Source organism: Ruminococcus sp. 1001713B170207_170306_F1 (genome assembly GCF_015668065.1).
GTDB lineage: Bacteria > Bacillota > Clostridia > Lachnospirales > Lachnospiraceae > Blautia_A > Blautia_A faecis.
The window spans coordinates 35,399-52,830 of the sequence record NZ_JADPEX010000028.1; the positions used below are offsets into that span (position 1 = coordinate 35,399).

At 43.5% G+C, this 17,432-nt stretch carries 11 protein-coding genes and 2 pseudogenes; 2 read left to right on the plus strand and 11 right to left on the minus strand.

Annotation, left to right across the window (positions count from 1 at the left end; all coding sequences use genetic code 11):
• The first annotated feature begins 15 nt into the window (after positions 1-15).
• The gene (locus I4V84_RS15645) at positions 16-756 is read left to right on the plus strand and encodes a helix-turn-helix domain-containing protein (protein ID WP_148463499.1); all 741 of its coding nucleotides are present in this window, start codon (positions 16-18) and stop codon (positions 754-756) included.
• On the opposite strand, the pseudogene I4V84_RS20860 reads toward I4V84_RS15645, so the two are convergent.
• Positions 738-857, minus strand: a pseudogene (locus tag I4V84_RS20860) (DUF6783 domain-containing protein); the annotation flags it as partial. The gene I4V84_RS15645 and the pseudogene I4V84_RS20860 sit on opposite strands and share 19 nt — an antisense overlap.
• Here I4V84_RS20860 and I4V84_RS20865 point away from each other — a divergent pair.
• Positions 807-935 (plus strand): annotated as a pseudogene (locus I4V84_RS20865) (DUF6783 domain-containing protein). The pseudogenes I4V84_RS20860 and I4V84_RS20865 sit on opposite strands and share 51 nt — an antisense overlap.
• A gap of 118 nt (positions 936-1,053) precedes the next feature.
• On the opposite strand, the gene I4V84_RS15650 reads toward I4V84_RS20865, so the two are convergent.
• The 10 genes from I4V84_RS15650 to I4V84_RS15695 all read right to left on the minus strand — a co-directional run bounded on the left by I4V84_RS15650 (position 1,054) and on the right by I4V84_RS15695 (position 17,415).
• Positions 1,054-3,897, minus strand: a complete 2,844-nt coding sequence (locus I4V84_RS15650; protein ID WP_173718535.1) for a cellobiose phosphorylase — start codon at positions 3,895-3,897, stop codon at positions 1,054-1,056.
• A 50-nt stretch (positions 3,898-3,947) separates the two neighbouring features.
• Positions 3,948-6,365: a N,N'-diacetylchitobiose phosphorylase gene (locus I4V84_RS15655; RefSeq protein ID WP_148463502.1), complete on the minus strand. Its 2,418-nt coding sequence runs from the start codon at positions 6,363-6,365 to the stop codon at positions 3,948-3,950.
• A gap of 155 nt (positions 6,366-6,520) precedes the next feature.
• Positions 6,521-7,213: a 50S ribosomal protein L1 gene (gene rplA, locus I4V84_RS15660; protein ID WP_118577943.1), complete on the minus strand. Its 693-nt coding sequence runs from the start codon at positions 7,211-7,213 to the stop codon at positions 6,521-6,523.
• Positions 7,214-7,269: 56 nt separating this feature from the next.
• Positions 7,270-7,695 (minus strand): 50S ribosomal protein L11, encoded by a 426-nt coding sequence (gene rplK / locus I4V84_RS15665; RefSeq protein ID WP_117852954.1) that lies wholly within the window; start codon positions 7,693-7,695, stop codon positions 7,270-7,272.
• Between the two features lie 68 nt (positions 7,696-7,763).
• Positions 7,764-8,279 carry a transcription termination/antitermination protein NusG gene (gene nusG / locus I4V84_RS15670; protein WP_173718537.1) on the minus strand — a complete coding sequence of 172 codons (516 nt, stop codon included), beginning with the start codon at positions 8,277-8,279 and terminating at the stop codon, positions 7,764-7,766.
• A gap of 16 nt (positions 8,280-8,295) precedes the next feature.
• Positions 8,296-8,520: a preprotein translocase subunit SecE gene (gene secE / locus I4V84_RS15675; protein ID WP_173718538.1), complete on the minus strand. Its 225-nt coding sequence runs from the start codon at positions 8,518-8,520 to the stop codon at positions 8,296-8,298.
• 25 nt (positions 8,521-8,545) lie between these two features.
• Positions 8,546-8,695: a 50S ribosomal protein L33 gene (gene rpmG / locus I4V84_RS15680; protein WP_117853039.1), complete on the minus strand. Its 150-nt coding sequence runs from the start codon at positions 8,693-8,695 to the stop codon at positions 8,546-8,548.
• A 222-nt stretch (positions 8,696-8,917) separates the two neighbouring features.
• Positions 8,918-9,553 carry a 4'-phosphopantetheinyl transferase superfamily protein gene (locus I4V84_RS15685; protein WP_118577944.1) on the minus strand — a complete coding sequence of 212 codons (636 nt, stop codon included), beginning with the start codon at positions 9,551-9,553 and terminating at the stop codon, positions 8,918-8,920.
• A gap of 94 nt (positions 9,554-9,647) precedes the next feature.
• Complete coding sequence (locus I4V84_RS15690) at positions 9,648-9,950, minus strand: STAS domain-containing protein (RefSeq protein WP_118577945.1); 303 nt, start codon at positions 9,948-9,950, stop codon at positions 9,648-9,650.
• A gap of 28 nt (positions 9,951-9,978) precedes the next feature.
• Positions 9,979-17,415 (minus strand): non-ribosomal peptide synthetase, encoded by a 7,437-nt coding sequence (locus I4V84_RS15695; RefSeq protein WP_243284129.1) that lies wholly within the window; start codon positions 17,413-17,415, stop codon positions 9,979-9,981.
• Positions 17,416-17,432: the final 17 nt, after the last annotated feature.

A 17,432-nucleotide genomic window follows, 5' to 3' on the forward strand; every position in this document is an offset into this window, starting at 1 on the left:
TTTGGAGGGGATTACATGGCAATATCAAAAGACTGGTACAACACAGAATTTGAAGAAAACGAAACTGAATCCAAGCACAGGCCGCCTTCTGTTGAATATTCCTTTTATACGGCAGTAAAAACCGGAGATATGGAAACTGTCATACAGAACTGTAATGCAGATTCTTTTACGAATCTGGAGGGAACCGGAGTCCTTTCCAGAAACCCTGTCACGAATCTGAAATACCACTTTGTGGTTACAGCTGCGATGCTTACCAGATATTGCATTGACGGAGGGATGGAGGCAGAGCAGGCCTACCGGCTTAGTGACTTTTACATTTTAAAAATGGATTCCTGCACTTCCCTGCGACAGATTGCAGACCTTCACCACACTATGGCAAAGGATTTTACCGGAAAAATGATCCTGCAAAAAAAATTATCCGTACTTTCCAAGCCAGTTATGCAGTGCATTGATTACATCTATGCTCATATAAAGGACCGTATCACCATAGAAGACCTTGCCTGCCACACCGGTCTTTCCCAGAATTATCTATCCAGGGTATTCAAACAAAATCTTGGAATTTCCATCAGTGACTACATAAGGGAGAAAAAAATAGAAAAAGCCACACATCTTCTTCGCTACTCGGACAAAGCAGTAGTTGACATCGCCAATTACCTATCCTTCTCTTCCCAGAGTCACTTTATTCAGGTATTCGAAAATTTCACTGGTCTGACTCCAAAAAAATACAGGGATAGGTATTATAAATCCATGTGGTAAGCTGACCTAGAGCGTGTTTGAAAAAAGCTTTCTGCATGATGTGCGTCACAATTTGTGGAAGATTTTGTCCGGATGAAGGCGCCGTAGCGGGCTACGGCAACTGAATTCGGGCAAAATATACCGCAAAGTGGGGCGTGCAGATTGCGGGAATGATTTTTCAAACAGGCTCTAGCACGTAAGGCTCCTGCAATGCATAATTCTCCGCCTTACATAAAAAGACCGGATATTCAGGAATAACCTTTATTTATGCATTGTTATTCCTGAATATCTGGTCATTTTTCTAATTCTTTATCCAGATTAGTTCAAAATAATATTAATTTCATGTACTTTTTCCAAAGTCAGTTTTTCTATTTCAGAGCGCTTCAGGCGAGCCTGCCTGCCGCCTTCTGCCGACAGCAAAGTACCATCACAAAAGGCTTCTTTTATCTGCACTTTATTCCATTCTTTTTTCTCCCTGTTAAAAATATGAATGGAAAATTTCCTTCCGGCAAATTCTATTTTCAAGGAAGCTTTTCCTTCCTGATCGTACTGCTCAGGCATAAGTGCAGGTGCTATCACCATATCGCCCAGCTGGCCTTTTACTCCAAAAACTTCTGTTATCATGGTCAGCATATACCAGCTTGCAGCTCCGGTCAGATATGCGTATAAGCCTCTTCCCTGATTATCGAAATATTCCGGGATTCCCGGGTACATTTTGCTGCGTTCAAAATCCATTGCAGTATCAAGCAGAGTCTGAAGAACTTTGTATCCTTCTTTGGCGTGACCGGTTTTGTACAATGCATTGGCATACATAACTGCCATATGGGAAAAGACGGCACCATTTTCCTTTTCTCCATATGCAAATCCAAACATTCTTCCCAGGTCAAATTTTTCCTCTTTGAAATCTGTATTCAGGCGGTAGCCGCCGGCTTTCCTGTCATACAGATATGCATCTGCACTCCTGCAGATTGCCTGTATCTGTTCCTCTGTAGCGGTACCACTCATGACAGCAAATACCTGTCCGGTAAGCATCATTCGGGTGTTACACTCTGCACCAGCTTTATTGTCGGTTTCATCTGAAACCGCGCTATATTCTACTTTTCTTCCATGATTATCATAATATCCATTAAACCAGCCTTTATCCCCATCCTGGATCCATTCATTTTTCCGAATATTTTCCACGAGCCAGTCTGCTTTTTCTTCCAGATTGCTGCATACCATTTTCAGAGAAAGCACTACTTTATTTCCACTGAGATTATGGGCACTCAAATCAGTATATTGCTTCAAAACCTTCTGTTTTTTCTCAGGGTTTTCATATAACTGTTTTCCACAGGCAAACAGACATTCCATTTCTTCTGCAAGCTCAATCCTGTTAATTCCCTGAACACTCTCTATTTCTCTAAGCACATAAGCGATATCCTTCAAATTTCCGGCATAAGCACAGGTAAAGGCCACACTCTCACCTTTTTCCCAGGCCATGTCTAAGGCATCATTCCAGTCTGCTCCATGCAGACACATTTCATTATGATCTCCCACATCAAAAAATGCGCACAGATTTTGAAGAAGAATATGTTCCAGAACAGTTCCATGATATATTTCATTAGCATCTGTTTTCTGTAAATTACCATAACTGCTGTTCCATTCTTCATCATGAGCTGTTCCGCGTTTTGACTGAAGATCCTTAAAATATGGAATCTTCTCAAATAAAACATCAAGATCCCCGGTCTGATCCAAATAAAGCTTCGTAGTTACAAACGGCCAAAAGCTATGATCCATCCATACACGGGTAATATTATTCCTGTCTGCAATAAATTCTCCCTGACCACTTCCTATAATTGTGGCATTTGTTCCATCAATACGAACACCTCCATAATTATCAATGATCATCTGTCTTACCTCAGATGGCTCCATGATCAACAAGGCAAGGCAATCCTGCCATAAATCGCGCCAGCCGCGTCCCCCTTTTCCATAATCATGATAGGGGAGAAAAGAACATCCATAAATTCTTCTGAGGATTGGCTGGAAACAGATCCATTTCAGATAATTATCCGCATCTTCGCTTCCAGTTTCAAACGCTACATTAACCTTCCGAATCCAGTGTTCTTTTACTTCTTCCAGCATATTCCGTACCTGGGAGCGGGTCCTGCAGCCAGAAGTCAACGACTCTATCCATTTAGAAGCTTTTGCCGGATCTATTGCCTTTTTATCTGTATTCTCCTTTCTTGGGAACTGCTGCTCACCGGCATCTGCAATCCCACATAGTAAAATATAACCAGCTGTTTCCCTTGGTTTCAGTGTTTTCCGGCTGAATCGGATGCCTCCAACAGCCTCTTTTCCCTGAAGTTCTGTTCCAGAGGGTTTTCCGGGCTTATTAATTCTTACTGCCTCTGGATTCAGAAAGGTTCCGCCTTCTCCTATAAACTCCTCCACCGTAGGATAAAATGACTCCGGCTTCTCTCCGTTTTCATCTGAACCGTATACAAAATATGTAGTATTATTTTTCTGATGTCCCCGCTCGTCAAAGGACAAAACCGGGGTTACTTCCACACCATAATCGGTGGTCCGAATTCGGTGGAGAAGGGAGGTAACATGGCGGTGATCTCGAAGATTATCTGCACTTCTTCCATATACTGGAATTGCACCTGTTGGCACAATTTCCACTTTTTTTTCGGAAATATTTGTGATTTCCACATATTCTACTTCCATGTCCCCGGAAATTGTAACAAAAGAAGTTACTTCTGCCTGAAGACCATATTTTTGTGATTTTCGGGAAATCTTCTGCCACATAAAACCAGCTTCCAGTGTGCTTTCGTCCTGCTTATCTGTAAATTTCTGAAATTCCTGTTCTGCAGAATTTCCACAGACAGACCAACAGCCCAGAAGCTTCGGATCTGCTCCAGACAGAGCAGTATCACATGCTTCTGTGCTTTTATATACCTGACACCAGAAATTTCTGGTATTTCGGTTGTTATGCAGGTTTTCAATACTTACAGGCTCAAGAAGGAAATGATTCTGATCCGTTTTGCTGTCACCTCCCAGATTAGGGGTGATACTGGATTTCAGTCCTTTTTCTCCCGCCATAGGCAGATACAGACCGCTATAATTTTCCGGATCATGTATAATAAAGCTTCCGTTTTTATCCTGAAATTCTATATGTTTCATCAATGTTTCTCGCTTTCTGCCTGCGTCCACCCACCAGGCCTACTAAATTTTTACGACAGATACAATTCAACCTCAGTTTCAGCAGTCAGCTTCTCCTGTGGAATATAATTATCTTTTAACTCTTCACCGTTTACAGTAAGTTTCTTAAATCCACTCTCTGCATGTCCCGGATTTTGCACTTTAATGTGCAGGTGACAGCCGCGGAAATCTTTTTCGACTTCAAATCCATCCCATTCTTTCGGTATGGACGGTGCGATACGAAGACCATAGAAATCAGGACGCATTCCAAGAATACCTTCCACACATCCTACCATAACAGTAGACGCAGTTCCAGTAAGCCAGTGTACATGAGAACGGCCAAAATTCGGACTTGCTTTCCCCTCTGTAAACTGACCATAGCAATATGGCTCAAGCCTGCGGATCTCCGCCTTATCATTCTGTGCAGCCGGAGCATTTTCCATAAAGTAGCCAAATGCTCTTTCTCCATGTCCCATTAATGCTTCTGCCAAAATGATCCATCCCTGTGACTGAGAAAAAATTCCTGCATTTTCTTTTGTTCCTGCATTATAAATTACAGCCAGTGCACCGTCAAAAGCATGTGCGTGATATGGGGGATCCATAAGAATAGCACCATACTCTGTATTCAGTCTTTCATAAACCTGCTCAAGTGCCAGTTCTGACTGCTCCTTTGTTGCAAGCCCACTGATCACAGCCCAGCTCTGGGGATTCAGCCACATATTTGCTTCCGGATCTGTACGCTGTCCGATTATTTCTCCTGCTTCTGTAAAACCGCGGATAAACCGGTCTTCATTCCAGCAAAGCTTTTCAATCAGTTTCCCAAGCTCTTCCTGGCTTTTTTCCAGATATGAGATATATTCTTCATCTTTTTCGTAAGCCGCAAACTCCTTCAAAATGGTCATTGCATAATAAAACTGCAAAGCTACAAAAGTAGATTCTCCATCTTTTCCAAGCCTCAGGCAGTCGTTCCAATCTGCATAAAGTCCCGCCGGCATTCCATGTTTTCCAAGATGTTCCATCGAGAACTGGATCGCACGTTTCAGATGCTCATATACTGTTCCTTCATCTTTATTGGCAAATGGGATTACCTCATCAATAAAATCTACATTTCCTGTCTCTGACACATACTTATATACAGTTGGAAAAAGCCATAGAGCATCGTCAGCACGATATGCCGGATGCCCTGTTTCCTGTACATAAGAAGCATCGTCCGGCGTATCCTCATGTCCTGGATTGTGGGTGAATTTAACAAGAGGCAGACCACCACCATTATCTACCTGGGCAGACAACATAAAACGGATCTTATCCGCTGCCATTTCAGGTGCCAGATGGATCACGCCCTGAATATCCTGCACAGTGTCGCGGTATCCATATCCATTGCGCAGACCGCAGTAAGTAAAGGATGCTGCTCTGGACCAGATAAAAGTCATAAAACAGTTGTAAGCGTTCCATGTGTTGATCATGGTATTAAATTCATTACTTGGAGTTTTTATCTGAAAATGTGAAAGCTGTCCATGCCAGTAACTGATCAGTTCTTCCAGTTCCCTTTCGCAAACCTGCTGGCAATTTTGGTCATAACGCGCAACAATCGCTTCTGCCTCGTCATTTTTTTTCATACCTACAAGAAAAGCCATCTCTTTCTTTTCTCCCGGGGCAAGCTTTAACACTGCTGTCAATGCACCACAGCTGTTTTCATTATAATTTCCCTCACAATTAAGCTTGCCGTCAATTACTCCTACCGGGTTTCCATAACCGTGATATCTCCCCAGAAATGCTTCTTTTTCACCGCACCAGGAATCCACTGGCACGCCGGCCAGACCCAGGAACCGATTTGTCACATCTTTGTTATCTACCTTTTCCCCTTCATCAAGACGATCCAGATTTGCATGGATCATCTGGCGTACACGGTTTCCTCTGAAAACAGTTTTGGTAATATACTGGGAATACTGCAGATTTACCTGATCCTGCTCATAGTTGCTGTTGTTGGTAAATTCCGCATATCCGGTTACATTAATTTCTCTTTCCTTATCAGAACAGTTCTCCACACAAAGGCTCCACACCTCATAAGACTGTCCCAGGGGTACATAATACCTAACCTCAGAATGAATACCGCTGTAATCTGCCATCATCCTGGTATAAGCAGTACCGTGGTGACATTCACTTTTATATTTTTCAAGATCCTTTCCTACAGGCTGCCATGACGCTGACCAAAAATCTTTCGTTTCATTGTCCCTCAGATAAATATATCTTCCCGGCTCGTCAAACTGATTAAAAACATAACGTAAAATTCTTCCGTTAGCACCAGACTTTACAAAGCTGTATCCGCCTGCATTATTGGACACAATGGCACCATATTCAGGATCTCCCAGATAGTTTACCCAAGGCGCTGGTGTATCTGGTCTGGTAATCACATATTCTCGTTTCTTATCATCAAAATATCCATATTTCATCCCTGCACACTCCTCCTGGTCTTTATATTGACCCGATTTTCCCATATGATATCTCATATGATAAAAAACATATACCAAAACTCACTATAAAATATCAAAATTATGACATGAAAAAAAGCACCCACCTCGCGGTGAGTGCTCTTCATTTTCATCTATTAAGCTAACTTGATCGGGTTGATCTTCACTCCAGGACCCATTGTCGGAGCAATAACAACGCTCTTTAAATATTGTCCTTTCAGTGTGCTAGGTCTAGCCTTTACAATAGCTCCAATCAGCGTCTGGAAGTTGTCGCTTAACTGCTCCTCAGTAAAGGAAGCTTTACCGATCGGCACATGGATAATGTTTGATTTGTCAAGACGATACTCAATCTTACCAGCTTTGATATCATTGATAGCCTTTGTAACATCCATAGTTACAGTACCAGCCTTCGGGTTAGGCATTAAACCTTTCGGTCCAAGTACACGACCAAGACGTCCAACAACACCCATCATATCCGGAGTTGCTACAACAACGTCGAAGTCAAGCCATCCCTCATTCTGGATCTTCGGAATAAGGTCCTCAGCGCCAACGAAATCAGCACCTGCAGCCTTAGCTTCCTCAGCTTTTGCATCCTTAGCGAATACAAGAACGCGAACAGTTTTACCTGTACCATGTGGCAGAACTACTGCACCACGGATCTGCTGATCTGCATGACGTCCATCGCAGCCTGTGCGGATATGAACTTCGATAGTCTCGTCAAATTTGGCAACAGCAGCTTTTTTAACTAAGCTGATAGCTTCATTAGTATCGTATAATGTTGCGCGGTCAACTGCCTTAGCAGCCTCCACGTATTTCTTTCCTCGTTTCATTTCTATAACCTCCTGTGGTATTTGCGGGGAAAAGCCCTCCCACTTACTATTTGTGATTAATCAACTACTTCAATTCCCATACTTCTTGCAGTACCAGCAATCATGCTTGCTGCTGCTTCGATGGATGCTGCATTTAAGTCTTTCATCTTAAGCTGAGCGATCTCCTCAACCTGAGCTTTTGTAACTTTAGCAACTTTTGTTTTGTTCGGTACGCCGGAACCGGATTTGATGTTTGCAGCTTTCTTAAGAAGAACTGCAGCCGGCGGAGTTTTGGTTATGAAGCTGAAACTTCTATCTGCATAAACAGTGATTACTACAGGAATGATCATACCATCCTGATCTGCTGTTCTCGCATTGAACTCTTTTGTAAACTGAACGATATTTACACCGTGCTGTCCAAGAGCCGGACCTACAGGTGGTGCTGGAGTTGCTTTACCAGCGGGAATCTGTAATTTGATATATCCTGTTACTTTCTTTGCCATTTTCGGCACCTCCTATGTGGTATTGGCGGGGGTATGTCCCTCCCACGATATTGTGTTACCTTTGTCTGTTACATTTTCTGAACTTCTGCGAAACTGATTACAACCGGTGTTTCGCGTCCAAACATCTCTACATTGATCGTTACAAGCTGCTTCTGCGGATTGATGGCAGTCACAACACCTGTAGTCTCTTTCCAGGCTCCGCCTGTTACAACAACGGTATCGCCCTCGACGAAATCAACGCGGACAGTCTCATCTTTGATGCCCAGCGGCTTCATTTCTTCTTCTGTGAGCGGTACAGGCTTGGATCCCGGACCAACAAACCCAGTCACTCCACGGGTATTCCGGACAACATACCAGGTATCGTCGTTCATGACCATGTTGATAAGAACATAGCTTGGGAACATTTTTCTCTGGACCTGCTTGGAAACACCATTACGCATCTCCACAACGTCTTCCAGAGGAACCCGTACTTCCAGAATCTGATCCTCAAGATGTCGGTTTTCAATTGTCTTCTCAATGTTGGCCTTTACCTTGTTCTCATAACCGGAATAGGTATGGACAACGTACCATTTTGCTTCTGACATACAATCACCTTTGTCCTTATTTGATTAAAAGATTAATGCATTCCAGAATGCCTGCATCCATCACACTGATGATCACACCGAGAATTACGGTTATGACAATAACAACAACTGACTGTTTCATCAGTGTATCGCGGTCTGTCCAGACAATTTTGTTGAACTCTGCCTTCAGCCCCTGGAACCAGGATTTCTTCGGCTCCTTAGCCTTGGCGGTCTTGCCTGCAGATTTTTCTTTTTCTTGCATAGCCTAACCTCACAATCTAAAGTGACTATTTTGTTTCCTTGTGCATTGTGTGTCTCTGGCAGAACTTACAATATTTCTTGGTTTCCATTCTCTCAGGATGGTTCTTTTTCTCCTTGGTCATATTGTAGTTACGCTGCTTGCACTCTGTACATGCTAATGTAATCCTAACGCGCACAACTTCCACCTCCAGTGTTTTCATTTGCATGGTCTTAAATCAGCCTTTTCGGTGTATCCGCCACCGTTTTTCGGCATAAAAAAAAGACCTAACTTCCATGTCGCTTGTACAGTTTACCACACAGCGGACATATCCGTCAAGTCTTTTGCATATAATTCTTAAGGATTTTTTGACTAAAAATAAGCTCCAATCCATGCTGGATAGCAGCAAAAGGCAGTAGTGTCACAGAAGCTCTGTAAAGCCCTTGGGCGGCAAAGAAAAATCACTTTCCATGCACACTGAGAAAATATAATTCTCAAATTCCATTGTCCTGAAAAAGCCTGGTCTTTTCGGTGATTTTCCCAGAACAAAGCCCTGATCTTTTCGAATGATCTCGAAAGAATCAAGCGGAAGGCTCATCCCCCTGCCTGTCATTTTCATATAACTTTCCTTTAAGGTCCAAAGTGTAAAAAAAGCTTTGCCCGGGTCAGAAGCAGCTTCTATATATTCCCGCTCTGTCGAATGGAAATAATGCTCCGCAATTTCCAGAGGCGCATTGACATTCCGCTCAATGTCGCATCCCACTTCATCATCCGACACCACTCCCACCACATAGTCTCCGGCATGGGAGATATTAAAATGGAGATGATCCGCCACAGGCTTCCCATTTTCGGAATATTTCAGGCTGCTTTCGGAAAGTCCGTTCCCATTCAGGATCTTCCGGATCATAATTCCTGCGCCCAGACTCCTTTTTCGGTCATCCGGCTGAAGATACCGGATGACCTTCTTTCTTCTCTCTGGTCCAACTTGTTCCAAAAGACTTTCATTCTGCAAGGGATCCTCAAGAGTATTGATATTGATTCTATATAATTTTATCATTTCTTACTATAAAAAGCACCGGGTAGCAACTGTAGATTCCCCAGGCCTGCTCCAGACAGGTTGCTGTTCACTTCGCCATGCACGAATTCAACCTTTATTTCTTCTCAATATTGATCTTCTGGTCAAATCCGGTAAGGCTGAAAACATCGTACACTTCATCAGAAACATTTACAATCCTGAAGCCTTCCTTGCCTGCCATCTTCTTATAAGCGGCGATTACCAGACGAAGTCCGGCAGAAGAGATATATTCCAGGTTTGCAAAGTCAAATACCAGGCTGGTTGTACCAGGATCAAGTGCTGACAGCTCCTTTTCCAGCTGCGGTGCAGTCTGGGTGTCAAGCCATCCTGTGATCTCCATAGTTACCTTGCTGCCCTCTGTCTTACTTACAATTTCCATTACAATTTCCTCCTTTAAGTTGCGTAAATCAATCAAAGAATGCAAGTCTGTCAAGTGCCTCAATAGCGCTTTCCAGATATCTGTCATCTGTAACCGGCCATTTGTAATCCAGTCTGTAAAGAACCTGTGCTGTAAACCGGTTGCTGTAATCCAGGGTATAGATCTCATTTTCATTATGAGCCGTATACGCGATCAGTCCGGAAACAACATCCGAATCATCATTGTTCTTTGCAAATTCTTTTACTGCAGCCTCAAACTCTTCATCACTTACAATGTCAATGTCAAATCCATGGCTCCGCATTGCATAGATCAGATCCGCCATATAGATATGATGGCTGTTGCAGGCGTGGAATACGGTAAATCTCCGGTCTGTCTGCACCAGTTTCAACACTGCAAGTGCAGTAGAATCAATTGGTGAAAATTCTGTAACTTCGTGCATAGCCCCAATTGGGAATTTACCAACTGCCTCATATCCTCTCAGGCTTCGCAGGAATCCGTTTGTAATAAAGTTGATCTGGAATTCACCATCTGAATTTCGGCTCATCAGATTTCCTACACGGATAACCTTTCCGTCAAGCCCACTGGAAACAGCTTCCAGTACAGCTCTCTCTGCAAGGAATTTTGTGCGGATATATTCATTTGTGATGTTCTGTCCAATATACAGATCGTTTTCATTAAAGACTCTGGACATTGGCGGAACACCATCGGAACCTTCTCCGGCAACAGAAACAGTAGAAATCTGGATCAGTCTGCGTCCACTATTTTTACAGAATTCAATCAGATTTTCCACTCCGTGTACATTTATCTTCTCCAGTACATCACCAGCTGCAAAATGCTTTACGCAGGCTGCGCAGTTAATAATGGTGTTAAATTTGTAATCTGCAAATTTCTCCACCTGTTCTTTCGAGGTAATATCGCCATCCACACAGATAATACGCTCTCCAAACAGTTCCTGGCACGGATTATCGAAGTAATACATCAACATATGCATCATTCGTTTCTCCATGGACTCATATTTACCCTTACGTACCAGACAGTAAACCTTACCGTCATAATTATCCAGGTAAGCCTTCAGAACATGAATTCCCAGGAAGCCGGTTGCACCTGTGATCATGATATCACCAATTTCTTCCTTTGTCACCTGGTTTACGTTTTCTTCCACATTTCCGCTGATCACGCTCTGAATCCGGTTATAATTGTAGCTGGAGAATTCGTTCTCACTCTGCGGATTTTCAAATGCCTCACTGTTATCCACGATTGCAGAAAGCTCACGGATGGTCGGATATTTGAAAATGTCTGCATATACAATGGAAATATTCTTGGAAAGGCACATAACAGCAACTTTTGATGCAGTAAGTGAGGAGCCTCCAAGTTCGAAGAAGTTATCCTCAATTCCTACTTTTTCAATGCCAAGTGCTTTTTCAAATATCTCGCAAAGTTTAATCTGGACAGCGGTAACAGGCTCCACATAGGCTGTGCTTGCTGTGGTGGTTACTTCTGGTACCGGAAGCGCCTTTTTGTCTATCTTTCCGCCAGGAGTCACCGGCATTTTCTCAAGATGGACAAAGAAGGATGGCATCATGTAATCCGGAATCAGCGGGTTCAGGAACAGTTTCAGCTCATCTTCCGGAATGATTTCACCAGTATAATAAGCTGTGATATATTTGTTTCCGCCTTTTTCGATCACTATAACAGCAGCATTCTTCACCTTATCGTGCTTCAGAAGAGCTCCTTCGATCTCACCAAGTTCAATACGATATCCTCTTATCTTTACCTGGGAATCGATTCTTCCGATATATTCAATATTTCCGTCACCTTTCATGCGGACCATATCACCGGTTCTGTAAAGACGTTTGTCCTCGTCACATACGGAGAACGGATTTTCCACAAATACGGAAGCCGTCTTCTCAGGAAGATTGTGATATCCTCTTGCAATCTGACGTCCGGCATGGCAAAGCTCACCAGAAGCGCCTACCGGAAGCCGTTTCATATTTTCGTCCACAATGTAGCTGCGGATATTTCGCTGTGACTTACCGATCGGGATGTTGTCGTACTGTTTGTCAACCCAGAACTCTGTGGAGGAAACAGTATTCTCCGTTGGACCGTAGCCATTGATCATCTGGTAAGTTCTATCCCGGTAATATTTGAACTTCTCACCACCCAGGGTGACAAATTTCAGGCTCGGAGCATCGTCAAGAAGCTCTGCAACCAACTCGCCCATCTGAGTTGGGAAGGTAGCTGTGGTAATTTTTTCTTCTTTTATGAATTTTCCAACAGCAACCGCATCTTTTCGTATGCTCTCTGGCAAAATGTACAGTACTGCGCCTGCAGTAAGCGGAGCAAACAGGTCGATCACGGATGCATCGAAGCAGAAGCTTGCAAACTCTGCCACAATATCATCTGGTGTCAGTTTTCTTGTCATAAGGATATACTCGATCAGATTCAGCAGGTTCCGCTGTTCAAGCATAACACCTTTTGGTTTTCCGGTGGAACCGGATGTGTAGATCATATAAGCCAGGTTCTCTGGTTTCGGAGCTGTGAGCTCTACAGAAAGTGCAAAGTCTTTGGATTCTGCTGCCACGTCATCCAGGCTGATCACATTCTGGTCGTAGAAGCCTACCAGACTGCGGTAACGGTCTATTACAAGCAGGTTTTCTGCCTCGGAATCCTTCAGCATGTACTCAATTCTACTCTGCGGATATTCCGGATCCAATGGAACATACGCACCGCCGGCTTTCATAACACCGATATAAGCTACGGCATATTCTTTTGTTCTTCCGCACAGAATACCTGCAACCTTTTCCCTGCCAAAGCCATTTTCCGTAAGCTTCTGAGCAACATAATCTGACATATGGTCCAGTTCTTTATAGGTAAGCTCGCCCATTCCGTCTTTTACCGCCGGTCTGTCCGGATATTTTGCAACAGCTTCCCTGAACAGGTCTACAAAGGTCTTTCCGGCATGGGAAGGATCATCTTCCATTTTGGTTTCTTCCTCAAACATCAGTCTGATGTCTGCCGGCTCGTATTCTCTCAGGATTCCATCTGCCGTTGTTTCCAGGTTATCTGCAAGGTATTTGATGGTTTCCTCGTTGTACATGTCGCCTCTGTACTCAATCTCAAAGACAAACTTATTTCTCTCAATTGAAATACTGATGGAAACAGGTGCCTTTGCCGCATTCAGCTGAACAGGTTCTTCCTGCGCATATTCCCCGCCGATATTATCAAAGGTGAAGTTGTCGCCCTGATAGATCACCATGGCATCTGCCTTGATGTTGAACTCGTGGCTGATCTGGGAGAACGGATAAATATCGTTGTTCATGGAATTAATCAGCTGCTGCTGGACAGCATTCAGGCAATCCGCAGTGCTTCCTGAGAAATCACAGTAAACAGGAAGAGTCTTTACCAGCATACCCACGGTATCGGAAAGTCTGGAATCATTTCTGCCGTGGTAAATAGTGGTAAATACCGCATCCTTCCTGAAATTGTATTTTCCAAGAGTAATACCAAAGGCAGAGATAAAGAATACATTCTCTGTAATTCCATGCTTCTTACAGAATGCCTTCACGTCCTGTACGGAGAACTCACTGGTCTCACGATGATACATCTCTGCGGTTGGAGCTGCTCCGCTCTTGTCTGGATAGAAGTTGATGCTTCCGCCCGCATTTTCAAAAACGGATTTATAGTAGTTCTCTGCATTCTTATAAGCATCACTTGCCAGAGCCTCCCTGTTATCAAGGGCCAGATCATAGGAAGTATACTCTTCCACTTCCAGCTTTTCTCCGCTGTAAGCCCTGTTAATGTCGTTCAGGATAATGCCCAGGGAGGTACCATCTGCAACAATATGATGAATGTCAAGGAACAGATAATTTCCATCACAGGTTCTGTGAATTTCAAAGCGGAAAAGCTGTTCATTAAACAGCATGTACGGACGAACCAGAGTTTCCCGGTTCATTCCATTTATAATCTGCGTCTTATAAGTGAAAGCATCATTACGTTTCTGAAGGACTTCTCCTTCGTCGCTCATAAAGAGACGGGTTTTCAGGTAAGGATGAGCTGCAACGGTGCTGTCAATTGCTTCTGCCAGCTTATCCAGGTCAACCTTTTTGTCAAGCTTCAGAAGATATGGAATGTTGTAAATGGTGGATCCCATATTGGCTGTACACTCGATGAAAATTCCCTCCTGGGTATTGGTGAGAGGATAATTTTCCTGGATTTCCCTCTTGGTTTCTTTTCCGGCAGTCTTCACAAAGCCCTCTAACATCTGAATAGTTGGGTGATCCTTGATGTCAGATGTTTTTATCACAATGTCAAAAGCTTTAGAAATAAGGATATTCAGCTTAATAGCAGTGATAGAGGTCAGTCCTGCCTCGTAAATATTTGTGGTAATGCCGAATTCGGTATAGCCAAGAACCTCAGCAATACAGTCAAACAGCTTCTGCTGGGTCTCATTCTCCGGTTTCACAATCTCTTCCACTTTTCGCTCTGGCAGTGGAAGGGCTTTTTTGTTTACCTTCTGATTCTGGTTCAGCGGAATCTTGTCGATCTGCATGGTAACTGCCGGAACCATGTATGGAGGCTTGGTTTCTTTGATGAAATCATTTAACTTATTTATGTCAACCTGACCGTCAGATACTACATAAGCTGCAATATATTTTCCGCCGCCATTTGGATCGTCAAAAGCCACTACGGTTGCATCCTTTATGCCTTCGTATCTTCTTATGACCTCCTCAACCTCGGAAAGCTCAATTCTAAAGCCTCTGACCTTAACCTGGGAGTCTTTTCTTCCAATGATCTGGATGTTTCCATCCGGAAGATATCTGGCAACATCACCGGAATGATACAGGACTTCATAACCTTCTGCATCGTCATAAATATTCTTCGTATAAACTTCCGAAGTTTTCTCCGGTTTATTCAGATAGCCTCTGGAAACCTGCCATCCGGAGATCATCAGTTCACCGCAGGCACCGTATGGAAGCAGATGACCAAACTTATCGGCTATATAAAGCTTGAAATTATCAAGCGCTTTTCCGATTGGAATATTTGAATAATATTTATCCACTTCAAATACAGTTGTAAAAATTGTGCACTCTGTAGGACCATACGCATTAAAGAATTTATAATCCTTCGGCGGTTCCATAGGAACAAGCTTCTCTCCACCTATGGAAAGATATTGCAGACTCTCGCAGCTCATTTCCATCGCAAACTGTCTTCCCACCTGTGTAGTCATAAAGGAATGGGTAACGCCATTCTCTTCAAAATAACGCTGAAGTGCAATAAAATCAAGACGGATTTCTTCCGGAATAATGTGAAGCTCTGCACCGTTTGCAATTGCACCGTAAATATCCATCATGGAAGCATCAAATCCAAAGGACGCATAAGCTGCTATTTTGGAGCTGTGATCTACCTGGTAATACTTTTTGTACCAGTGGCAGAATGCAGTGATATTTCCATATTCCAGCATACAGCCTTTCGGCACGCCGGTGGAGCCGGAAGTGTACAGTAAAATAAACAGATCATGAAGCTCTGGCTTCTTAAGTTCCACCTCACACTCTTCCAGCAGTGGGATCTCATCTGTAAATAAAACAGGTCCCTGATAGCCGTCTACCAGTGGCAGAAGCTCTCTGTCTGCGATCAAAAGCTTAGCAGCAGAATCCTCCAGCATGTACATCAGACGGTCCTTCGGGTATGTAGGATCAAGAGGCTGGTATGCTGCACCGGCTTTGATCACGCCCATTGGTGCGATGGCCATGTATTCGCAGCGAGGGATCAGAATGGAAACTACATCCTCCCTACCTATTCCCTGGGATGCAATATATTTTCCAAGTCTGTTGCTGAGCTCGTCCAGTTCTTTGTAGGTGTATTTCCGTTCTTTAAATACCACTGCTGTGTGGTCCGGAATGGTCTCTGCCAGTTCATCAAACATGTCAGAAATAGTTTTGCTTCTGTCAAATTCGTTTTCTGTATGATTGAATTCTGCAATCTTATCCACTCCGCGCTGGGAAATCACAGAGATTTCGGAAACAAGTTTTGTCTTCAGAGCAGAACTCATGGCAGCTTCATAGGAATCCAGGATTCCGTCAATAAAGGCCTGGCTGTACATGTCGCTGCGGTATTCTGCAGTGAGCACATAAGTGTGGTTGTACTCTCTTACCTGGATCAGCAGAGGCATTTTTGCCATATCCAGGGAAAGGTCATGGCCTCTGGCAATGGTGTCTCCGATTGGATAATCGTCGCTTAACTCTGCCTGGTATGCAAAAGTAAGATCCGAATTCAGCCCGTATTTTGCACAGATATCGGAAAATGGGAAAATATCGTTTGCCATGGAGGACAGCATCTGCTCGGAAAGCTCTGCCATATACGCCTGTACGGTGGTCTTCGGGTCGAATTTACAATAAACAGGAAGGGTTTTTACCAGCATGCAGACTGTGTTTTCAAGCCTGGAATCGTTTCGTCCATTATAAATAGTAGAAAACAGACTATCCTCTGCATTGGAGTATTTTGCCATAAGGATGCCGAACAGACCTGTAAATAAAATATTCGGGGTAACACCCAGCTTCTCGCAATAGGAAAGAATGGTCTCTTCCTTCAGGCCCATGGTCTTCTCCAGATAACCTTTTTCAGGAGCCTTTCCATTCAGGTCTGGCATAGGAAGGGATTCTGTCTCAATTCCTTCAAAAATACTGTCATAATATTTCTCAGCTTTTTTGTATTTGCCCTCTTTCATCTGCTGCTCTTCGTCAAGGGCCGCATCAAATCCTGTATAGGACTCTTTTTCCAGTTTTTCACCCATATAGGCCTTATTGATATCCTCGAAAATGATATCATAGGAGTTGCCGTCAGCAATAATATGGTGGAAATCAGTAAAGAGGTATTTCTTATCTTCTGTCACATAAATTGCCACACGAAGGAGACGTCCCTTTTCCAGCTTAAACGGACGTACAAGGCTTTCCTTCTGGCTGGCAAATTTCTCATTTGTGGTCTCGATTACTTCCGGCGCAAACGTCTCATTTCCAGGGCGCTGTACCATCTCCCCATTATCGTCAAGATATACCTGTGTGAGCAGGTAGGAATGGGCACTTACCATTCTGGCAATTGCATCGGATAATTTCCGGGTATCCACTGCAGGATCCAGTTCAAAAAGGAAGGGGATATTGTATACGGTACTCTCAGGATTTTTGCTGCATTCTGCAAAAATACCCTTCTGGGAACCGGTAAGAGGATAAACCTCTCTCTTTTCGTAGGTTCTGAGTTTCGGCGCCAGCATGACATATTTTTCCAGCTTCTCCACGGTATTGTTCTCGTGGATATCGCTTGTTTTTACGGTAACACCAAATTCCTCTGAGATCAGGACACAGAGCTTCATTGCACTGATGGAGGAAAGGCCGGCCTTATAAAAACTGGTGTCGATTCCGAAGAAGTCGTTTTCTACTACTTTTGCCACAATGTCAAAAATCTTCTTCTGCATTGGATTTTCCGGCTCTT

Bases quoted from the DNA above. Each gene is read 5' to 3' on its own strand.
- I4V84_RS15645 (WP_148463499.1), top strand. From the start codon at position 16: ATGGCAATATCAAAAGACTGGTACAACACAGAATTTGAAGAAAACGAA.
- I4V84_RS15650 (WP_173718535.1), bottom strand. From the start codon at position 3,897: ATGAAACATATAGAATTTCAGGATAAAAACGGAAGCTTTATTATACAT.
- I4V84_RS15655 (WP_148463502.1), bottom strand. From the start codon at position 6,365: ATGAAATATGGATATTTTGATGATAAGAAACGAGAATATGTGATTACC.
- rplA (WP_118577943.1), bottom strand. From the start codon at position 7,213: ATGAAACGAGGAAAGAAATACGTGGAGGCTGCTAAGGCAGTTGACCGC.
- rplK (WP_117852954.1), bottom strand. From the start codon at position 7,695: ATGGCAAAGAAAGTAACAGGATATATCAAATTACAGATTCCCGCTGGT.
- nusG (WP_173718537.1), bottom strand. From the start codon at position 8,279: ATGTCAGAAGCAAAATGGTACGTTGTCCATACCTATTCCGGTTATGAG.
- secE (WP_173718538.1), bottom strand. From the start codon at position 8,520: ATGCAAGAAAAAGAAAAATCTGCAGGCAAGACCGCCAAGGCTAAGGAG.
- I4V84_RS15685 (WP_118577944.1), bottom strand. From the start codon at position 9,553: ATGATAAAATTATATAGAATCAATATCAATACTCTTGAGGATCCCTTG.
- I4V84_RS15690 (WP_118577945.1), bottom strand. From the start codon at position 9,950: ATGGAAATTGTAAGTAAGACAGAGGGCAGCAAGGTAACTATGGAGATC.
- I4V84_RS15695 (WP_243284129.1), bottom strand. From the start codon at position 17,415: ATGCAGAAGAAGATTTTTGACATTGTGGCAAAAGTAGTAGAAAACGAC.